This window comes from Chloracidobacterium sp., from assembly GCA_025057975.1.
Classification (GTDB): domain Bacteria; phylum Acidobacteriota; class Blastocatellia; order Chloracidobacteriales; family Chloracidobacteriaceae; genus Chloracidobacterium.
On the sequence record JANWUV010000006.1, the window covers coordinates 79845 to 98850 of the forward strand.

Annotated in this window: 15 protein-coding genes; 11 read left to right on the forward strand and 4 right to left on the reverse strand. The window is 60.1% G+C overall.

All coding sequences use genetic code 11. The features are described from left to right. Window positions 1-39: 39 nt before the first annotated feature. Window positions 40-1860: an ATP-binding cassette domain-containing protein gene (locus NZ585_06795; protein MCS7079741.1), complete on the reverse strand. Its 1821-nt coding sequence runs from the start codon at window positions 1858-1860 to the stop codon at window positions 40-42. 294 nt (window positions 1861-2154) lie between these two features. On the opposite strand from NZ585_06795, the gene NZ585_06800 reads away from it, so the two are divergent. The 9 genes from NZ585_06800 (at window position 2155) to NZ585_06840 (ending at window position 12745) form a co-directional block, all read left to right on the forward strand. Next, window positions 2155-3885 (forward strand): type IV pilus twitching motility protein PilT, encoded by a 1731-nt coding sequence (locus tag NZ585_06800; GenBank protein ID MCS7079742.1) that lies wholly within the window; start codon window positions 2155-2157, stop codon window positions 3883-3885. A gap of 483 nt (window positions 3886-4368) precedes the next feature. After that, window positions 4369-7077, forward strand: coding sequence for a DNA polymerase III subunit alpha (dnaE, locus tag NZ585_06805; protein MCS7079743.1), 2709 nt, complete (start codon window positions 4369-4371; stop codon window positions 7075-7077). A 247-nt stretch (window positions 7078-7324) separates the two neighbouring features. Continuing rightward, a complete protein-coding gene (locus NZ585_06810; GenBank protein ID MCS7079744.1) occupies window positions 7325-8689 on the forward strand; it encodes a sigma-54 dependent transcriptional regulator in 1365 nt (454 codons plus the stop codon). A gap of 5 nt (window positions 8690-8694) precedes the next feature. Continuing rightward, window positions 8695-9189 carry an ATP synthase subunit I gene (locus tag NZ585_06815; GenBank protein MCS7079745.1) on the forward strand — a complete coding sequence of 165 codons (495 nt, stop codon included), beginning with the start codon at window positions 8695-8697 and terminating at the stop codon, window positions 9187-9189. After that, on the forward strand, window positions 9186-9968 hold the full coding sequence (locus NZ585_06820; GenBank protein ID MCS7079746.1) for a F0F1 ATP synthase subunit A: 783 nt from the start codon (window positions 9186-9188) through the stop codon (window positions 9966-9968). Before NZ585_06815 ends, NZ585_06820 begins: the two co-directional genes overlap by 4 nt. A gap of 239 nt (window positions 9969-10207) precedes the next feature. After that, window positions 10208-10513, forward strand: coding sequence for an ATP synthase F0 subunit C (locus NZ585_06825; protein ID MCS7079747.1), 306 nt, complete (start codon window positions 10208-10210; stop codon window positions 10511-10513). 272 nt (window positions 10514-10785) lie between these two features. Further along, complete coding sequence (locus NZ585_06830; protein ID MCS7079748.1) at window positions 10786-10995, forward strand: cold-shock protein; 210 nt, start codon at window positions 10786-10788, stop codon at window positions 10993-10995. Window positions 10996-11159: 164 nt separating this feature from the next. Further along, on the forward strand, window positions 11160-11621 hold the full coding sequence (locus tag NZ585_06835; protein ID MCS7079749.1) for an SRPBCC family protein: 462 nt from the start codon (window positions 11160-11162) through the stop codon (window positions 11619-11621). A 62-nt stretch (window positions 11622-11683) separates the two neighbouring features. After that, window positions 11684-12745 carry a hypothetical protein gene (locus tag NZ585_06840; protein ID MCS7079750.1) on the forward strand — a complete coding sequence of 354 codons (1062 nt, stop codon included), beginning with the start codon at window positions 11684-11686 and terminating at the stop codon, window positions 12743-12745. A 249-nt stretch (window positions 12746-12994) separates the two neighbouring features. Here NZ585_06840 and NZ585_06845 read toward each other — a convergent pair whose 3' ends face one another. After that, window positions 12995-13996: a zinc-binding dehydrogenase gene (locus NZ585_06845; protein MCS7079751.1), complete on the reverse strand. Its 1002-nt coding sequence runs from the start codon at window positions 13994-13996 to the stop codon at window positions 12995-12997. Between the two features lie 234 nt (window positions 13997-14230). On the opposite strand from NZ585_06845, the gene NZ585_06850 reads away from it, so the two are divergent. Together NZ585_06850 and NZ585_06855 are read left to right on the forward strand one after the other, a co-directional pair. After that, a complete protein-coding gene (locus tag NZ585_06850; GenBank protein ID MCS7079752.1) occupies window positions 14231-15328 on the forward strand; it encodes a M48 family metalloprotease in 1098 nt (365 codons plus the stop codon). 4 nt (window positions 15329-15332) lie between these two features. Further along, window positions 15333-15455 (forward strand): hypothetical protein, encoded by a 123-nt coding sequence (locus NZ585_06855; GenBank protein ID MCS7079753.1) that lies wholly within the window; start codon window positions 15333-15335, stop codon window positions 15453-15455. 16 nt (window positions 15456-15471) lie between these two features. Here the strand turns inward: NZ585_06855 and NZ585_06860 are convergent, their stop codons facing one another. Both NZ585_06860 and NZ585_06865 read right to left on the reverse strand, forming a co-directional pair. Then, entirely contained in the window at window positions 15472-16839 is a 1368-nt protein-coding gene (locus tag NZ585_06860) for a hypothetical protein (protein MCS7079754.1), read from the reverse strand. Next, window positions 16836-18983, reverse strand: coding sequence for an SUMF1/EgtB/PvdO family nonheme iron enzyme (locus tag NZ585_06865; protein ID MCS7079755.1), 2148 nt, complete (start codon window positions 18981-18983; stop codon window positions 16836-16838). Before NZ585_06865 ends, NZ585_06860 begins: the two co-directional genes overlap by 4 nt. Window positions 18984-19006 lie beyond the last annotated feature (23 nt).

Sequence of the window (19006 nt, forward strand, 5' to 3'; positions counted from 1 at the left end):
TCTCCTTACTCCAATCGAGGCCGAAAGCGCCTCGGCGGCTTATCCTTTGCCCGTCGTCAGCCGCTTCCCGACGAGTTGGCGTGAGACCTCTGGGAAAAGCGACGCAAACGCGCCGCCGCGCCGCCAAGATAACTCTTCGGGCGAGCCGCTTTCGACAATCACGCCTTTGTCTAGTACGTGAATGATGGACGACCGGATAACGACTTCAGAATCGTGCGAGATGTCAATAATCGTCCAGCGGTGAGCGCGGTCGTAAATGGCGTCGAGAATTTTCAGCTTGGTGCACTCGTCAATGCCCTTAAAAGCTTCATCAAGAATCAGCAGCTTCGGACGCCGCGCAATAGTGCGCGCCAAAAGCAACCGCTGCACCTGCCCACGGGAGAGGTTGTATCCCCCGCTCACCAACGGGGTTTGCAATCCCTGCGGCAGGTCGGCCAGTTCATCGGTGAGCCGCACCATGTCAATCGCCCAGCGCAGGTCCTCCTGGGTCAGCCAGTCCGCCCCGACGCGAATGTTCTCCTCGATCGTCCCTTCAAAAATTTCTTCGCGGTCGCCCACCATGCCGACGACCAACCGCAGCGCATCCAGATTGACATCACGTACGTCAATGCCGTTGATCTTAACCGTCCCGTGAGACGGCTCCAGCAGGCCGCAAATAAGCGCCATCAGAGTGGATTTGCCGGCGCCGCTCAACCCGACGACGCTGACCCACTCGCCCGGCTTCACGCTTAAATCCACACCGGATAACACCTCTATGCCGGGGCGATAGCTGAAGCGCACATTGCGACACACCACCGACGCGCCTTCCTCCGACACCGGAAGGACGACGCCGGTCGTCCGCTCAATGGGCAGGTCTTCGACGTGGCCCACCTTGTCGAGCGCCGTCAGCAGGTCATAGACGTGCTCAAGCTGGCTGATGACTTTGTCCAATCCAGCCAAGACGGAAACGACGACAATCTCGGCCGCCACCAACTGCCCGATAGTCAGTTGCCGGTTGATGACAAGCCAGCCGCCGATGGCCAGAATCCCGGCGCTGGCCAGCGCGTAGAAGAAGTAGTTCCCCACCGCTTGGCGGAACAGCACGGCGAAGTGCGCGCGGCGCGCTTTGACGTAGGCGACTGAAAGGGCGTCCGTGCGTTCGGCGAGGAAGTCAAGCGTGCCACTCATTTTGAAACTGACATGGCAGCGCGCCAATTCCTCAAGCCACGCAGCGACTTTGTATTTTTTCTTGGACTCCAGAATGCTTGTTCGCAGACCGTTGACGCCAAGCACAAAAATGATGAACAACCCGGCGGCGACTACGGCGATGTCGAAGCCCAGCAGCGTGGTGCTGTAAAACGCCAGCAGCAGCAGCCCAACGAAAACCTTGAGAACGGCGTCCAGTCCGTCCAACGCCAACTTGGCGAAAGCCTTCTGGATGTTGATGACATCGAAGAAGCGGTTGACCAGTTCCGGGGCGTACTCGCCGGTGAGTGCGCCAAGTTGCACGCGCGGCAGGCGGTTGCCCAAGTTGATGGAAACACGGACGAAAATCCGCTGCTGCAACCGTTCCAGCAACACCAGTTGAAAGAGACGTAGGATGCCGGCCAGGCTGAGGAAAAACAAGACAAGCGAAGACAGCACCACCAGTTGCTGAAGGGATTGCCCTTGGGCGATGTTGTTGACGAGCACTTGAGCCGTAATTGGCACGGCGAGAGAAAACAGCCCAGCGACTGTCGTGTAGGCGAGAATCGCCAGCAAATCGCGCGAATCCAGCGCCAAGAGTCGCCAAAGTCGCTGGGCGGGCGTTGGGTGTGTGTGTTCGCTTTCGCCTGAGACTGAGAAAGCGCCTGTCACGCCATGGATTGTGGCGTCACCCATGATGACCGTTCTCCTCAAAGCAGTAAGTTCCCCCGCAGGCGATGCCGTTTCCGCTTTGTAGCCGAGCGCGAATAGACGGCAGTGCGAGGTTCCGCACGTTTTCTGTTTTCCCTGGAAACGTATGCTACGGCGACTATACACGCACGCAAGGAAATGCCGTTACATGCTTCACGAACGCCAATCCAACCTTGCATCGCTGTAGGTCGCCGACTAGATTTGTGACCGCCAACCGACGTTTTGCTTTGAAGATGTTTGCTTTTACCACCGGGAACGTGTCTTTGGGGAGGATGCGCCATGTCGGCGACGATTGAAAGCCTGCTCAAGGATCCGCGCATGGCGGGCGCAGAACAACTTGTTTTGCAGGCCGGAAAGGCGCCAACCGTGTTCAACTCATCCGGCGCAACGGAGCTGAGTCGCAACCCGATGACGCCGTTTGACATTTACCGGCTCTTGCAGCCCCATATCCCGGATGACAAGAAAACGGCGCTGATGAGCCAACCGACGACGAATTTTCGACTGAGCGTCAACGGCGCGGGTACGTTCGATGTGTGCATTACCAAGGAAGGCGGAGGGATGAAGGTTTGCTTCGTACCAGTCGAGACGGTGACGGCGAAGCCGGCCACGCCGAGCGCGCCGATGCCACCGCCGCCCGCCGCCCGTTCGTCCGGCACGTTTACACCTCCGCCGGCCGCCACGCCCCCGCGTCCGACGCCGCCGATTCCGCCAACACGAACTGTACCCCGTCCGCCGACGCCTTCTTCCGGGACAGCGTTTTCAGGGACTGTGTCGGGGAAACAGCCGACGGTAACGCCCCCGCCGACCCCGCCCACGCCACAGCCGTCTGTCGCTCCTGCTGCTGCGCCGTCCCCGGCCGCTGGGCAGGGGCCGGCTGTTCACTTGCGCAAGCGTGGACCGCTTGAGATTGACAAGCTTTTTGAGAAGCAACTCGAACTCAAGGCGTCCGACATGCACATTTCCGCGTCCGTTCCGCCGATGCTCCGGCTGGACGGCGATATGGTGGTCATGCCGGGCTATGAAGAACAGCCGCTGACGGCCGCCGACACTGAACGGATTTTGTGGGAGCTAATGCCCGACAAAAACCGCGAGGAATTCAACCGGCGGCATGACACCGATTTTGCTTATGAGTTCGGCGACGCCGCCCGTTTCCGGTGCAACATTTTTATGGATCGGAAGGGCATGGGGGGCGTCTTCCGCGTCATCCCCAGCAAGATTCTGACGGCGGAAATGCTGGGGTTGTCGAAGGAAATTCTCAAGCTGTGCTTCCTGAGCAAAGGGTTGGTGTTGGTGACGGGCCCGACCGGGAGCGGCAAGTCCACAACGCTGTGCGCCTTGATTGACTTCATCAACCGCCACCGCCGCGACCATATCATTACCATTGAGGACCCGATCGAGTTCGTCCACGAAAACAAGAAGTGTCTGATTAACCAGCGTGAGGTTCACACGCACACGGACTCATTCAAGGACGCCCTGCGCGCCGCCCTCCGTGAAGACCCAGACATCATTCTCGTGGGTGAAATGCGCGACCTTGAAACGATTTCGATTGCGATTGAGACGGCCGAGACCGGACACCTCGTGTTTGGGACGCTTCATACCTCGACAGCACCTTCGACCGTGGATCGCATCATTGACCAGTTCCCTGCCGACCGCCAGTCGCAGATTCGAGTCATGCTGTCGGAGTCGCTCAAAGGCGTCATCGCCCAAACACTTTGCAAGAAGATCGGCGGCGGGCGCATCGCGGCGTTAGAAACCCTGATTTGCGATACCGGCATCGCCAACCTCATCCGCGAAGGCAAGACCTTCCAGATTCCATCGGCGATGCAAACCGGCAAGGCTAAAGGGAACGTCACGCTCAACGACGCTCTGCTTGATCACGTCAAAAACAAGCGGGTTGAGCCGCAGGAAGCCTACATCAAAGCGGTGGATAAGGCCGGCTTTGAAAACCTACTCAAACGCCACAACCTTGACGTGAGCTTTCTGGCGAATTTGGCTAATACCAACGCCTGATTTGAGGAACCACCGTCCGGCGATGTTCCGCCGCAGCCGGTGTGTGTGGTCAGAATAGGTTGACCGGTCGAAGCAATCCGGGTTAGTTGATCTTCGCCAATCCGGCCCAACAGCGCCCCAACACAACCTGGGCGACGATGGATACGTGCTCTTCGAGAAGGCGTAGTAAGCAGGATTCGTCAAATCCTCAATGAATGCAGTTCACGCCGGAGGGGTACGACTCCATTCAAGCAAGAATAACTCCAAAGCGAGTGACCGAATTCGATTAGTCGCCGATGGTCGCTGTCTGCCCCGTGCAGGTTTGAGGTGGACCTATCAGCGCCCACCAGCCAAGCCGGTGCTTCCACATGCAGGCCAAACCACAAGGCGGCCGTCCGCTCGGCAGGCGGTTTGCATTCCCTCGGCGGAAGTGGTTAGCCTCACTGGTAAGCACCCTCCGGGAGACATATTTGCGCAGGATCCAAGGCGGGACGACCTCGACATATGGCGACGCAGGATTTCGTTCACTTGCATTTGCACTCCGACTACAGCTTGCTCGACGGCGCCATCCAGCACGGCGCGCTGGCGGAACAAGCCCAACGGATGGGCTTCAAAGCGGTAGCCGTGACCGACCACGGCAATATGTTCGGCGCAATGGGCTTCGCCAACGCCATGAACAAGGTCGGCGTCAAACCCATCATTGGCATGGAAGCCTACGTTGCACGCGGGTCGCGCCATGACCGAGGCAAAGCCGACGCGGACGGCGAACGTGGGACGAACCACCTCATCCTGCTAGCGACGGATGAAACGGGCTACAAGAATCTCGTCCGGCTGGCGTCGCTTGGCTACACCGAGGGGTACTACTACAACCCGCGTATTGACAAGGAAGTGCTGCACGCGCACCGCGAAGGCTTGGTGGCGCTCTCGGCTTGTATGTCCGGCGTTCCGGCGTCGCTCATCTTGCGCGACAAGCAGGATCGCGCTGAATGCGAGATCGGCGAGTACAACGAAATCTTTGGGCGTGGGCGCTATTTCCTTGAACTCCAGTGGCATCGCGGCCTTGAAGACGACCAAACCAAGGTCAACCGCGCATTGACCGAGATTGCCGCTCGCTTGGACATCCCGCTGGTTGTCACCAATGACGCACACTTTCTCACGGCGGCCGACCACGAAGCCCATCGCGTCTTGTTGTGCCTGAAAACTGGCAAATCGCTGCGCGAAGCGAGCTTTCATTACTCGCCCGACCACTATGTCAAAAGCCCACAGGAGATGTGGGCCCTGTGGGGCAATGAAAACCCAGAGGCGCTGCGCAATACGGTGCGTATCGCTGAGATGTGTACGTTTGCGTTCGGTAAAGCTCCGAACTACTTGCCGGTGTTTCCCGTCCCGGAAGGCTTTACGTTGACCAGTTACTTTGAAAGCGTGACACGGCGTGGTCTGGAAGAACGGCTGCGCCGCATCCAACCGGCCGACCCGGCGAAGTATCAGGCGCGACTGGAGTACGAAATCAGCGTCATCGAACGCATGGGCTACGAGGGCTATTTTCTCATCGTCTGGGATTTCATCCGGCACGCCCGCGAACGCGGCATTCCGGTCGGCCCTGGACGAGGCAGCGCGGCTGGGTCGCTGGTCGCCTACGCTTTGCACATTACCGATGTTGACCCCATCGCCCACGATTTGCTCTTTGAGCGCTTCCTCAACCCGGAGCGCGTCTCGCTGCCCGACATTGACGTGGATTTCTGCATGCGTGGGCGTAGCGCGGTCATTGAGTACGTCAGTCAGTTTTACGGGCGCGAAAACGTTTCGCAGATTGCGACGTTCGGCACAATGGCTTCGCGGGCGGTCATTAAGGATGTCGGGCGCGTCTTGGAAATGCCCTACCCGGAGGTCGAGAAGATCGCCAGGCTCATTCCGCCGCCGCAGCGCGGGCGCAATGTCGCCATCGCCGACGCCCTCAAGATGGTCCCGGAACTGAAGGAAGCCTATGACCGGCGGCCGGAGGTCAAGCGATTGATTGATCTGGCGCGGCGCTTGGAAGGCGGCGCACGGCACTCCTCAATTCACGCCGCCGGAGTGGTGATTTCGCCGCGTCCCGTACACGAACTCGTGCCGGTCTTCAAAACCAAGACCCGCGACCGCGAACGTGGAGAAGTCGAAGTCACGGCGACGCAGTACAACATGAACGACCTCGAAAAGGCCGGCATGCTCAAGATGGACTTCCTTGGGCTGACGGCGCTGACCATCATCGAGGACTGTCTGGCCAGCATCGAGAAGGAGACCGGCGTGCGTCCCGACCTGACGACGATTCCAACCGACGACCCAGCGGCCCTCAAAATGTTCAGCGACGGCGCGACGGACGCCGTGTTTCAGTTTGAAGGCGACGGCATCAGTGAGATCGCCCGCCGGCTCAAACCGAGCAGCTTAGACGACATCGTCGCACTCAACGCGCTGTACCGGCCCGGGCCGCTAGATTCAGGCATGGTGGACGACTACATCGAGCGGCGACACGGACGGCGGCGTGTGACGTACGATTTCAAGGAACTGCAAGACGTTTTGGAGAGCACCTACGGCGTGCCGGTGTTCCAAGAACAGATCATGGCGATTTTTCAGCGTCTGGCCGGCTATTCGCTTGGCGAAGCCGACCTTGTGCGCCGCGCCATGGGCAAGAAAAAGCGCGAGGAACTCGACGCCCACAAGGCGAAGTTCATTGCCCAAGCCGTCGAGCGCGGGCATGACCGCGCCAAACTTGAAAAACTCTGGCAACAGCTTGAAGGTTTCGCCGACTACGCCTTCAACAAGTGCGTCACGGGCGACGCGACGGTACGCGACGCCCTAACGGGCGAGTTGCTGACGGTGGCGGCCTTGGCCGAGCGCGATGTGGAGCGCGTCGGTGAGCCGTTCAAGACCTACAGTTGGGACGGCCGCGCCGTGGTCGTCAACGAGTTGGTGGAGGCGTTTCCGACTGGCGAAAAGGAAGTCGTCGAAGTCGAACTGGAGGACGGGCGGACGTTGCGCTGCACGCTTGACCACAGGTTCTATACCCGGTTGCCCGATGGGAGCGACGCCTTCGTGCCCTTGCGGGACATTCTCGAACACGGCTTGGCGCTCTATGCCTGCGATGAACTGGCGACCGACCGGGAAGCGAGCGAGACGGCCGTCATCCATGCGGCGGAGGCTGTAGAAGCGTCGCTAGCGCCAGAAGTTCCTCGGTGAGCGGGTAGGCTTCCGAGGCTTGGCGAGAGGAGCGAGCTTGGCGGAGATGGCAACGGGTAAGTCAAACCGGCTCGGTTGCCTTGAAAGAACCATCGCCGACCTTTTTTCGAAGTCGTTTTCCGAAGATGTGGGCAAAACTGTCGCCGTGCCGCCGGTTTCTCCAGAAGCCGGCCGGGTAGTTTGACTTTCCGTGAGAGCCATCGCTGGGAAACGTCATCAGTGGCTTTCTGACGCCGACCAAAAAACGATGCCGACGAAACGCAGCATCCTCATCGTGGACGACGAAAAAAATCAGCGCGACATCCTAGACATGATTTTGTCCGCGGAAGGCTATCGGACGGCGACCGCGCCAAGCGCCGAAGCCGCGCTGCGCATGACCAAAGTCGAACGTTTCGACTTGGTGCTCACTGACTTGAAAATGGGCGGGCAAAGCGGACTCGACCTGCTCCGCGCCCTGATGCAGGCCGATGCTTCGCAACTGGTCATCCTCATGACGGCGCACGGCTCGATTGAATCCGTCAAACATGCGCTGCGCCTCGGAGCCGTGGACTACCTTGAAAAACCGCTTGACCGTGAACGGTTGCTGTCCGTTGTGGCGCAGGCGCTTGCCCGCCTTGATGCCCTGGACGACGCGCTGATAGGCGACAGTGAGCCGATGCAAAAGCTCAAAAAAATCATTCTCAAGGTGGCGGCTTCCGAAGAAACCGTTCTTGTGCGGGGTGAAAGCGGTACTGGAAAGGAACTTGTCGCCCGCGCCCTGCATCGGCACAGCCCACGCGCCGACGCGGTGTTTTACGTCGTCAACTGCGCAGCCATCAACGAAAACCTGCTTGAATCGGAGCTTTTCGGTCACGAAAAGGGGGCGTTTACCGGCGCCGTCGCTGAAAAGAAGGGGCTGTTTGAAGTCGCCGACCGAGGAACGCTGTTTCTGGACGAAATCGGTGAACTCAACGTCACCTTGCAAGCCAAGCTCCTGCGCGCTCTCCAAGAAGGGGAAGTACAGCGGGTTGGCTCAACCAAAGTCGTCAAGGTAGATGTCCGCGTCATCGCGGCGACGAATCGGCCGCTGGAAGACATGGTGAAGGCGAAAACCTTCCGCGAAGACCTCTACTACCGCCTCAACGTCATCCCCATTCACCTGCCGCCGCTGCGTGACCGGCGCGACGACATTCCGCTGCTGGTGGAGCGTTTTCTGGCGCGGCAGTCACGCGGCGCAATGCGCTACGCCATCACGCCTGAGGCGCTGCGTGTACTGCAAGCCTACGACTGGCCTGGCAACGTGCGCCAACTGGAATCAGCGCTCAAGCGAGCGGCCCTCTTGTGTGAAGGTGAGACAATCGGCGTAGAAGACCTGCCGGTTGAAATCCGGCAGGCGGCCGGCCTGCCGGACGCCGCGCCGGCGCAGCCCTTCCAATTTCGGCTTCCACCCGAAGGCATCTCCTTTGAGGAAGTTGAGCGGTCGCTGATTCTGCAGGCAATGGAAAAAACCGATTGGAACATCACCCGTGCGGCCAAACTCCTTGGGCTGACCTTCCGCACATTACAGTACCGACTGGAAAAGTTCGGCTTGCGCCGCCCAAGCGAAGCGTCGTCTTCTTCTGAGTCAGCATAGGTTGCATGCCTTTGTCCGAACCGTCGCCTCAAACCAAACTGTCGTCCGAGGCCTTGTTTGCGGAAGATGTCCCGCCAGTGGTCAGCCCGCCGATGATTGAGCGCCGAATCCAGTGGGTGACGCTCGCCGTCACGGCCGGAGCAGCGCTGGCTGTAGGGGCAAGGTCCGGATGGAGCGTCGGCGTTGGCGTGGCGCTCGGCGGCCTGCTTGCTCACCTCAACTTTCTGTGGATGCGCGCCAGCCTGCGCGCCATCGTCGCGGCGACGACGGCCGGCGGCGGCAAGCCCTCGCGTTTTCAAATGGCGAAGTTCTTCCTCCGTTGGGTGATCCTCGGCGCGGTCATCTGGCTAGCCATGCAGGTTGCGTCCGTCGCAGCGGTTGCCATAGTATGCGGACTCTTTGCACTGCCGCTGGCCGTCGTGGTGGAAGCCTGCGTACAACTGTGGTACGGGCGACCGCGCGCCGGCCGCGTAACTTCGGGACGTGAGCCATCCGTATGACACCGTCCACGACCTGTTTTCCTGTTTTCCTTGCTCTGGCGGATGAAGGCGTGGCGCATCCGCATCCGTGGCTCGTTGAACAAATCCATCACTTGACGGGCCTGTCCGACAAGGAGCTGCCCGGTCACGTCATTATGCTGCTCATCGCCGCCGTCATTTGCGTGGTCGGCTGCAAACTGCTGGTCGGCAAGCCTTCCGTGGACAAACCGAGCTTCGGGCAGCAGATCGTTGAAATCATCGTTCTGCAAGTGCGTGACATGGTGGAGCAGGCTACTGGGACGTACGGCTTCAAGTATCTGAGCTACCTGCTGCCGCTAGCCGCGCTCATTTTGACCTCGAACCTGATGGGACTTTTCCCCTTGTTCGAGTCGCCGACGGCCAACTTCAACGTCACACTGGCGCTCGGACTGATGACGTTCATCTACTACATGTTTATGGGCTTTGCGCAGCAAGGCCTCAGCTACCTGAAGCACTTCACGGGCGGGCTAACAGCCGGGCTGATGGCGATCATGGGCGGCATCATTTTCGTCTTTGAAATGTTCAGCAACGCCATTCGCCCGGTGACCCTCGCCCTGCGCCTCATGATCAACATGTTTGTGGACGAACAACTTGGCGTCGCGTTCGGGACAATCTACAAAATTCTGCTTCCGGTGTTTCCTATGCTGCTGGGAACGTTCGTCGCCGTGGTGCAGACGTTTATTTTTGTTCAGCTGGCGATCATCTACTTGAGTGAAACCGTGCCGCATGACGGCCATGGTGATGAACACGCTCACGCCTGACGGTCGCTGGCGGCGCGCCACGCTAAAGGCGTTTTTGATTGCAATGTCATCCGGTCAGGCTTTTTCCTTGGCGCCACGTCTTAGCCCTCGTGTGCGCATTCGCTTTTTCGCGTGTTGCTGGAACGCTGCGCGCCCAACGTAGCAGGCTGCAATCCCGGACACGCGGCACTCATTGGCGTTAACGAGTGCGGGCCGGGCGCCGTAACCTCGCCACTTCTCACCTCTCTGGAGACACGCACATGATGAAAAAACTTTTCCTGAAAACCTTGGCTACGGCGTCGTTCTTGATGGCGATGTCATTTCCGGCGCTGGCCGCCGATGGCACAGGCGGCGGCACGTACAAGATCACGCTTGGCGCACTGGCCGTTGGCATCGCCGCCGTCGGCTGCGGGTTGGGTGACGGTAATGCCATTGCTGCCGCCTGCGAAGGTACGGCACGCAATCCGGGCGCCGGTCAGCGTATCTTTACGACCATGCTCATTGGTATGGTGCTCATCGAAACACTGGTGCTGTTTACCTTCTTGGCCGCCTTTCTCGGTTTCTAAGCCGCAAGGCAATGTCAATCGTTCCGCCCGCCGTTGGCCGCCAACGGCGGACGGTCTTTTTTTGTTTTGCGACTTACAAACGTATTGACGTGTACGTTTTCAACCGTTACCTTCAGCCTCACCTCACACACAACCTGCCTGCCGCTGACTGAATCCGGCCGCCGTCACCCAGTCGTTGAAGCGCGAAGTGCGCCAGCGGCGAGAGTTGTGAGGCGGCGCGAGTTGCTCAACCGCGTATCGTCAACTGTATTTCTTTCGGGAGGAAGTCCCCGATGTCGCGTACCACCGGCAGGGTCAAATGGTTCAACAACAGTAAGGGTTATGGATTTATTGAAAATCCAGGCGGCAATGACGTCTTTGTTCACTACTCGGCCATCAAAGAGGACGGCTACAAGTCGCTCAGCGAGGGCCAGATCGTTGAGTATGAGATTGTGAACGGACCCAAGGGGCCACAGGCGGAAAACGTCGTCAAGATGACCTAAGCTACAAAACCTCCGCGTCCTCCTCAGTTTTGAGGCCTTGCAGGGCAATCTGCAAGGCATTTTTTCGGCCCTTGCATGCCGGTGCTTTTTGGTTTTGGTGTTCCGTGAAGTCGTGCCAAGATAGCGCCGCGTCGGGCACTTTGTCCCAAGGATGAGCGTTGCGTGTGCGTACTGTGGACGTTCTAGAAGGTCGGGTGACGATTCAGGCGACGCCGGAAGCCATTTTCCCATACCTTGTTGAACCGCACCTGCTGCCGTTGTGGTCGCCGACGGAGGCGCGCGTTACGCGCATCGGCCGTAAAAAACACGGCGTCGGGGCGAAGCTGCGGGTCGAGTTTGTGGCGCACGGCCTCGACCCAGTGGAGTACGAGATTATCCATCAGGAAGCGACTCGTCTGGTCAGTCGCTTCGTGGGAGCTATGTCAGGTGAAGACATCTGGACGCTTATCCCGCGCGGCAAGCGGACGGACGTTCACAACCGAATGGTCTTTTACGAGCCGGATTTTCTGACGCTGGTGGGGTGGAAGGCCGTTGGGCGCTTGATTGCCGAACGCGACGTACGAAACAAAATGCCGTTGCTTAAGCAAGCGGTTGAAAAACGGTGGCGGCCGGCGGGAGACGCCTAAGCGTGTGAACGCTTGCTGCACGCTTCGCTTCGCGATTTCAGTCGGAAGGGGGCTTTGGTCGTATGGCCGACACGGACGGATCGCTTGAAACACGGGAAACGGTGGCGGCGCCTGCCGGCAAACCCAAACGAGTCCCGGAGCTGGTGCGTCCGCCGATTCTGCTGGCGCAGACGCAAGCAATTGTCAAACGCATCGAGGCGCAGATTGGCGAGACGTTCTTAGTGTACTGGAACTCGCCTGGCGGGTCGGTTTGCCAGAATGATGTCGTTGGGTTTTACGAGTTGCTGCGGGGTATTGGCAAGCAGGATCGAGTGACGCTGTTCATCAAGTCGGACGGCGGCGACGGTACGGCGTCGCTGCGGATTGTGCATCTTCTGCGTCAGTTTGCCGCGCACGTCACGGTCGCCGTGCCGTTAGCCTGTTTGTCGGCGGCGACGATGATTGCGCTGGGCGCGGATGAAATCTTGATGGGGCCGCTGGCGCACCTGTCGGCGGTGGACACGGCGCTGACGCACGATCTGTCGCCCATTGACAAAGACAACCTGCGCGTGCGCGTCAGCCCCGACGAACTCAACCGCATTCTGACTCTATGGCGACAGGAATCGCGTGGGGAAACAAAGAACCCCTACGAAGAGATTTTCAAATACGTCCATCCGCTGGTGATTGGCGCAGTTGACCGAGCCAGTTCGCTTTCCATGCGGTTGTGTACAGAGATTCTGTCGTACCATATGGACGACATGGAGAAGGCTAAGGCGATTAGCCATACGCTCAACGCGGAGTATCCATCGCACATTTATCCCATCACCTTGCGCGAAGCACAGCGCATTGGCCTCAATGCCCGCGAACTTGATCCCGAACTCAATGATCTGCTTATCGAACTCAACGAGATATATTCCGAAATGGGGCAAAAAGCCATCACCGATTTTGACGAGCAGAACTACCACGACAACGGCATCCTCAACATTCTCGAATGCCGAACAAGCCAGATTTTTTACCAGAACGACACCGACTGGCATTACATGCTCAACGAGCGCCGGTGGATTCGGCTCAACGACAACAGTTCGTGGCGCAAAGCTGAGTTGGTCAACGGCGAAGTCGTACAGAGCGTGTTCCACATTCGCTGAGCACGCCGCCATGGGCGCACAGGTTTTTCCAAGCTAAGTGAGCCGACCCAGACTGCTTTCCCGCTTGGGCGGGCGACGCATCCGCTTAGCGTGAACCGCATCAATGGGTTTGGGTGGCCGTTACCATTCTGCCGTTACAATGCGCTTCATGCATGCCGGCTTTTCGGGCCATGCGCTGGTGACTTGGGCCATACAGCCGCTGGTCGCCTGCCCGCCACTGGCAGGGAGGGGCCTATGCTGCCCGCCTGTTTAGCCCGGCGTGTGCGCGGCGTTGACAAGCAAAAGCTTGCCGAGGACGCTGCGGCTTTCAAGCAGCCGGTGCGCCGCCGCCGCTTCCGCCAGCGGAAAGGTGTGCGCGATTGGGACGGTAAACGCGCCTTCCGCCACACGCGCTAGAATCGCCTCAAGGTCGGCGCGCGCTTCCGGGTAGCGCCCGGCCGCCATCAGGTTGCCCAACTGAAAGCCGTAAATCCGGGCGTTTTTCGGATAAAAATCCCGCACGTTGATGAGTGACGGCTCTAGCGTCACATTCGCCAAAGCCGCAACGCGCCCGAACGGGGCTAACACCTTGAGGCCATCGGCGAAGGTTTGTCCGCCAACGGTGTCAAGAAACGCCGTTACGCCCCGGCCATTGGTGATGTCCCGGACGGCTTCCACAAGGTCAAGTTCGGCGTAGTTGACCGTCACGTTTGCGCCGAGTCGCGCAGCAAAGGCGAGTTTCTCCGCCGTGCTCGCCGCCGCGATAACCTGCGCGCCGACCTTCCGCGCCAACTGAACCGCCGCCGCGCCGACGCCGCTTGCGGCAGCTGGGACGAGCAGCGTGTCGTCGGGACGCAGGTCAATGAGGCGATGCAGGCAGTACCACGCCGTCAGCCAGTTGACCGGCAGCGCGGCGGCGGTTGTTGTGGCGACTAATTCAGGGACGGTGGTGACTTCGGATTCATGCACGACGGCTTCAGTGACGTAGAGGCCGGTACGGTTGCCGAAAATGACCACGCGGCTGCCAACTGGGAATGCCGCCGATTGTGATTCCAGCACGACGCCGGCCGCTTCAAGACCCGGCCGCGCTGGCGGACGTACGCCGTGGTAGGCTCCGGTGCGCAGCAGGATGTCGGCCCGGTTGACGCCGATGGCTTCCACCGCAACGCGCAGCATACCGGGCGCAAGGCTGGGTGTTTCTTCGGTGACAAGGCGGAGCACATCAGGGCCGCCAAAGGTTGCAACAAGGATGGCCTGCCGCAGCGAGGACATACGAACGTCGAGGAGTGCCTTTCGTGAGATGGTGAAGTTGATGCGTCAAGTGTGCGCCGTCGTACAACCATGCCATTGCTGAGCCGAGCTTGACCACCCAGCGGGCGGCACGGGGCGCTCCTTACCCCGTCCGGTCGGCGTCGGGTAAGCCGAATTGCGCGGCGACGCCTGACGGGTGAAGATGCGCGTCTCCCTCCTTGCGCCATCCCTGTGCAGCCTTTGCATCACTGTTCTATGACGAACCAAACGGCTTTGTCGGCGGCGGGGCGCGCCTACCAAGATTTTCGCCTCTGGAGCGGCATCGGCTCGATTGGCTGGAACCTGCTGTTTTTCACCGTCTTCGTATTGGCCGGTCTGCATGTCGCCTTGTTTCAGGCGCTGGGTGTTGAAGGCCGTTCGTCGCTGTGGACGGCGGCGTTCGGCTATGGGGTTTTCTACGCCGTTCACGCCGCGTTGAACTTCCCCTTTGAGTTGCTGACCGGTTGGGCGGCCGAACGCAGCTTCGGTATGACGCGCCGTACGCTACGGCAATGGCTGACAGCGTACCTGATTGGCGTCGGCGGTCAGGGCATCATGTTTGTTTTGGGACTGACCGCGCTCTGGCGACTGCGTGAATGGCTGCCGACGGATTGGGAGTGGGCGGCGGCCGGCGTCGTTGCGGTTGGGTCTTTGGCGCTGGCCTTCTTGCAGCCTTTTCTGCTGCCACCTGTCGTCCGTCTCCGTCCCTTCGACGCTTCTGAAGCGCAGCCTATCCTCACCGCCCTGCCGGCCGCGCTTAGGGCCGCCTTGCCCAAGACGGCCGTTTTTACCGGCGACGATGATGAAGCTGTCAACGGCGGCCTTGTGGGATGGGGGCCGACGACACGCCTGTGGCTAAGCCGAACGACGCTTGAGAAGTTGCGGCCGGAACAGACAGCGTGCCTGCTGGCGCGTGAAATCGGACACCTTAGAACCGGTCACCGAACGCTGGGCATCGTTGTTTCAAGTCTTTGGTTGGCTGTCGGCTTGGGTTTCGCGGCGGCGCTGACGGATCAAACGGCGACCGGAAGCCCGGCGGATTTGCTCGTGACGGCGGTCGCCATGACGTGGTGGAGCTTCGCCGGGCTGTTTGTCCTGCCCGCGCTGGGACGCCGCAGCGTGTTGGCGGCGGACAGGTTCTACCTCGACAACGGCGGCGACCCGCAGGTGCTGCGTGAAACCCTGATGACGCTGGCGACGATCAATCGCGCCCAGCCGGACATCGTCGGCGTCAAACAGCAGGTGTTCCATCCGCTTCCTAGCCTCGACGCTCGTTTGGCGCACATTGAAACCTACCTTGCAGGAGGTCGGTAAGCCGATGTTGCCGTTGCCACGACTGACGTTTTGGCTTTCGATGCCGTGGGGCAATCTCATCGCACGGGCGCTGCACTGCCACGTCGGGAAGCCCCATCTGTGGTTTCTCCCGCCGTCTTGGGTATGACGTTGGCAGGGCGGTTTTACCTGATTTCCGGTCGGCAAGTCGCCCCTTCTGGGCAAACGACGAAGCCGCCGATGTAAAAAACCGCATCCGGCAGTGACGCGAACCCGGCCGCACCGTACGGAAACAGCTTGTCGCGGTCCTGGAACAGCGCCACGGAAATTTCATCCGGGCTGTCAGCGGGCGTCACGAGGTGGCTGATTTTGTTGTCACGGGCAATGATGCGGATGCGATTCCATTTTTGCGCCTCAAGCCGCAGTGGTAGGGGGTCGCTCTGTACAGGCGTTCCCAGCACGCCATCTCGATAGAGGTACGTGTCAATCCGGCTTGTTGTCGGCGTTGGGGCTTCCAAGATAAACACATACCCGTTGCGTTCGTCGCGTCCGCGCACCACCCACGCCGCCCGCCGCCCCTGCGCAATCCGCAGGTCGAAGTTGATTTCGCAACCGCGAAAACCGACATCCTTCGGCAATCCAACGGCGAAGGATGGCCCGCTGACGCGGAGCAACTGCTGTTCCACCGCCCAGCCGGTCGGCGCGTCCCATTTGTAGAGGTTGGCAAAGTTGTCGGCGAACTCAATGATGGCCTCTAGTTTGGCGCGGAGAACCGTCGGCTGCTCGGTCGTCACAGTCAGGTCAGTTTCGAACGTCCGGTAGCGTTCAGCCTCGATCCGCAGCCGGTGTGTTTCATCAGGGGAAAGTTGTTCGATGACCAGTGTGCCGTCGGGTGAAATGTCCCCGCAGTAGACGTCGTCGGCGTAAACGCGCGCCGTCGGCAATGACTCGATGCGGAGAATCGCCTTGGGCGGCTCGGCGATTTCAACTTTGGCGGCAGTGGCTTCCAAGTTGAGGGTGGCGTCATAAACAACCCGCGCGCCCTGCCTGACCTGTACACGGCGTGTTCCCGGCGGGCTGATACGCGCTTCCAGTCGCCGGCCATCCAGTCGCCACCGTGTTTCGTCTAAAGGTCGTCCATCCACCAGAACCGTCGGTTTGGGCGTCGGCCGCAGGCGTAGGTTCGGCAGCGATAAGGTGGCGAAGTTCGGTTTGAGTTCAGCAATGATCGCTTCCGACCGCCCGGCGGCAATCGTGACTTCGCGGGTGAACGGCAGGTGGTCGGCGGCGCGTACTTCCAGCCGATAACGGCCGGGGCTTAGTCGTTTCGTGAACTTGGCTTCGGTCAATCGTCCGCCAAGTTGGCCGTTGAGAAATACTTCACCGGTGGGGGTGTTGGTCGCTAGCACCAGCGTACCGACCGAAGGGGGCCGATACGTCGCCGTCTTCACTTTTTTCTCAATAATCACACCAGCGTCTTTCTGGGCCGAGGCGCGCCAACCGCCCGCGCCAACAGCGATGACCAACAAAAGCAAGACGGATCGGCGTTTCATGATTTGGGCGGGGTAGCTGCAACGCGAAATCCCAAAAACTCGCGGGTAGTGTCAGGCAGTCTCCATTTGCGGCTGGTAGCCTCCGCATCGGACAACGGTGAGGCAAAGTGTCCGCCACGGTAGACCTTGCACTCCAAATCGCGTCCGGTAGGGCGGTAATCGCTGCCCGGATAGACAGTAAAATCGGATGCCGTCCACTCGCAGACGTTGCCGCCCATACCAAAAACACCGAAGGCGCTTTTGTCGCGGGTATTGTTCGGCTCGACGTTGACCGGCAACAACAGGACCTGAGCCGTGTTGATGGCCTGCCGAGTATTGGCCATCCCGTCACGCCAGAAGCTGCCCCATGGGAAGATGCGTCCATCCGTACCGCGTGCTGCGTATTCCCACTCCGCTTCTGTCGGTAGGCGAAATGTCATGCCGTCCGGGTTGGTTTTGGTCAGCCATTCACAGTAGGCGCGGGCGTCGTTCCATGACACCTCTGTGACGGGAAAATCATCCTGTCCGGGCGGATAGCTTCCCTGCTTCCAACTGCGCGGAGCCGGATGACCAGTCGCGTCAACAAACCGTTTGTATTCGGCGTTGGTTGTTTCGTACTTGGCCAGATAGAACGCGCCGACGGAAACCGTGTGGGCCGGGGTTTCATCTAACGGCACGCGCTTATCCGCCGTGAACTCATCGCCGCCCAGATCGCGTCCCATCGAAAACGTCCCCGCTGGGATGAACACGAAGTTTTCAAGCGACTTTGGAATCGCTGGTTCGGAAGGCCGCGGCGTCGCCGCCGGCGTTGGACGCAGATTCAACCAGCCGGCAAGCTGGACGCCGCCGATCAGGAAGCTCAGGACGGCGACGCCCGCCACGGCGTATAGCAACCAAGTGGAGCGTTTGGAAACCGCTTCGTCAAGCGGCAGCCCACTACCATAAGCCCGCGTCTCTCCCTTGGAGACCGGGGACGCCGCTGGTTTGAGTGTGTCGGCGAGTTCGCTGGGGTTGTCTGGGGGAAGTGTGCGGCCGTCAGGCAGCACACGCGGCGTGAGATTCGCCGCCGCCAACAATGCCTGTGAAAATTCCTGCGCCGTACGAAAACGGTCACTTGGCGACTTCTCTAGCGCCTTGTGGATGACAGCCGCCACGGCTTCGGGAATCTCCGGGTTGCGCTCCCGTAGGGGCGGCGGCGGCTCGTTGAGGTGCTTGAGTGCAACGGTAATCGGACTGTCACCGTCGAAGGGCGGCTGGCCGGCGCACATCTCATACAGCACGACGCCCATCGAGTAGAGGTCGGCGCGTCCATCAATGGCGCCGCCCCGGCACTGTTCCGGGGACATATAGCGCGGCGTCCCCATCATCGTCCCTTCAGTCGTCATGTTGGCGACCGTGGAAGTCTGGATTTTAGCGATGCCAAAGTCGAGCACCTTGACGACTTCCTCGCCGTTTACCTCAGAGCGCGCCAGAAAGATGTTGTCCGGCTTGAGGTCGCGGTGTGTGATGTTCCGGCGATGCATGAACTCCAGCACCGCGAAAACCTGTTCAGCGTAGCGGACGAGTGTTTCAAGCGGCAGGCGACCCTTGCGCGCCAGTCGTTCACGCAGCGTTTCGCCCTGCAAAAACTCCATAATCAGGTAGCAGTCACCCTGTTCCACGCCATAGTCAATGACGCGCACAGCGTTTGGGTGCTGGACGCGCGCCATCGCCTTGGCTTCGCGTTTGAAGCGCTCGACCGCTTCGGGGTCGCTTGACAGGGTGCTTGCCATGATCTTGATGGCAACCAGCGTCTCCAGTTCGCAGTGACGCGCTTGATAGACGCGTCCCATCCCACCGACGCCGAGTAGACGCAGGATTTCGTACTTGCCCTGAAAACGCTGACCCACCGCCAGCCCCTCCACCGGGCGTTGGCGGGGCGGGGAAGTTTCACCGCTGACCGGTTGCGTCGGGGGAGCGCCGGCGCGAATAGTGATGTCCGGGACAGACGACTCCGGCATCGCGCCAGTCCCAAAGCGAATCGTCTGCGCCGAAGTCGCGCCCGGTGTGGCAGTAGCAGAGTGAGCGCCCGCCGCCGAAGCTTCGGTCGGCGCTGGCGGGGCGGCAGATGAGGCAAGCTGTGTCCGATCAGTTGCACGCGATGCGCCGTCGGGTTGGGCAGCCATAGTGGAGCGGTGACGTTGCGTTG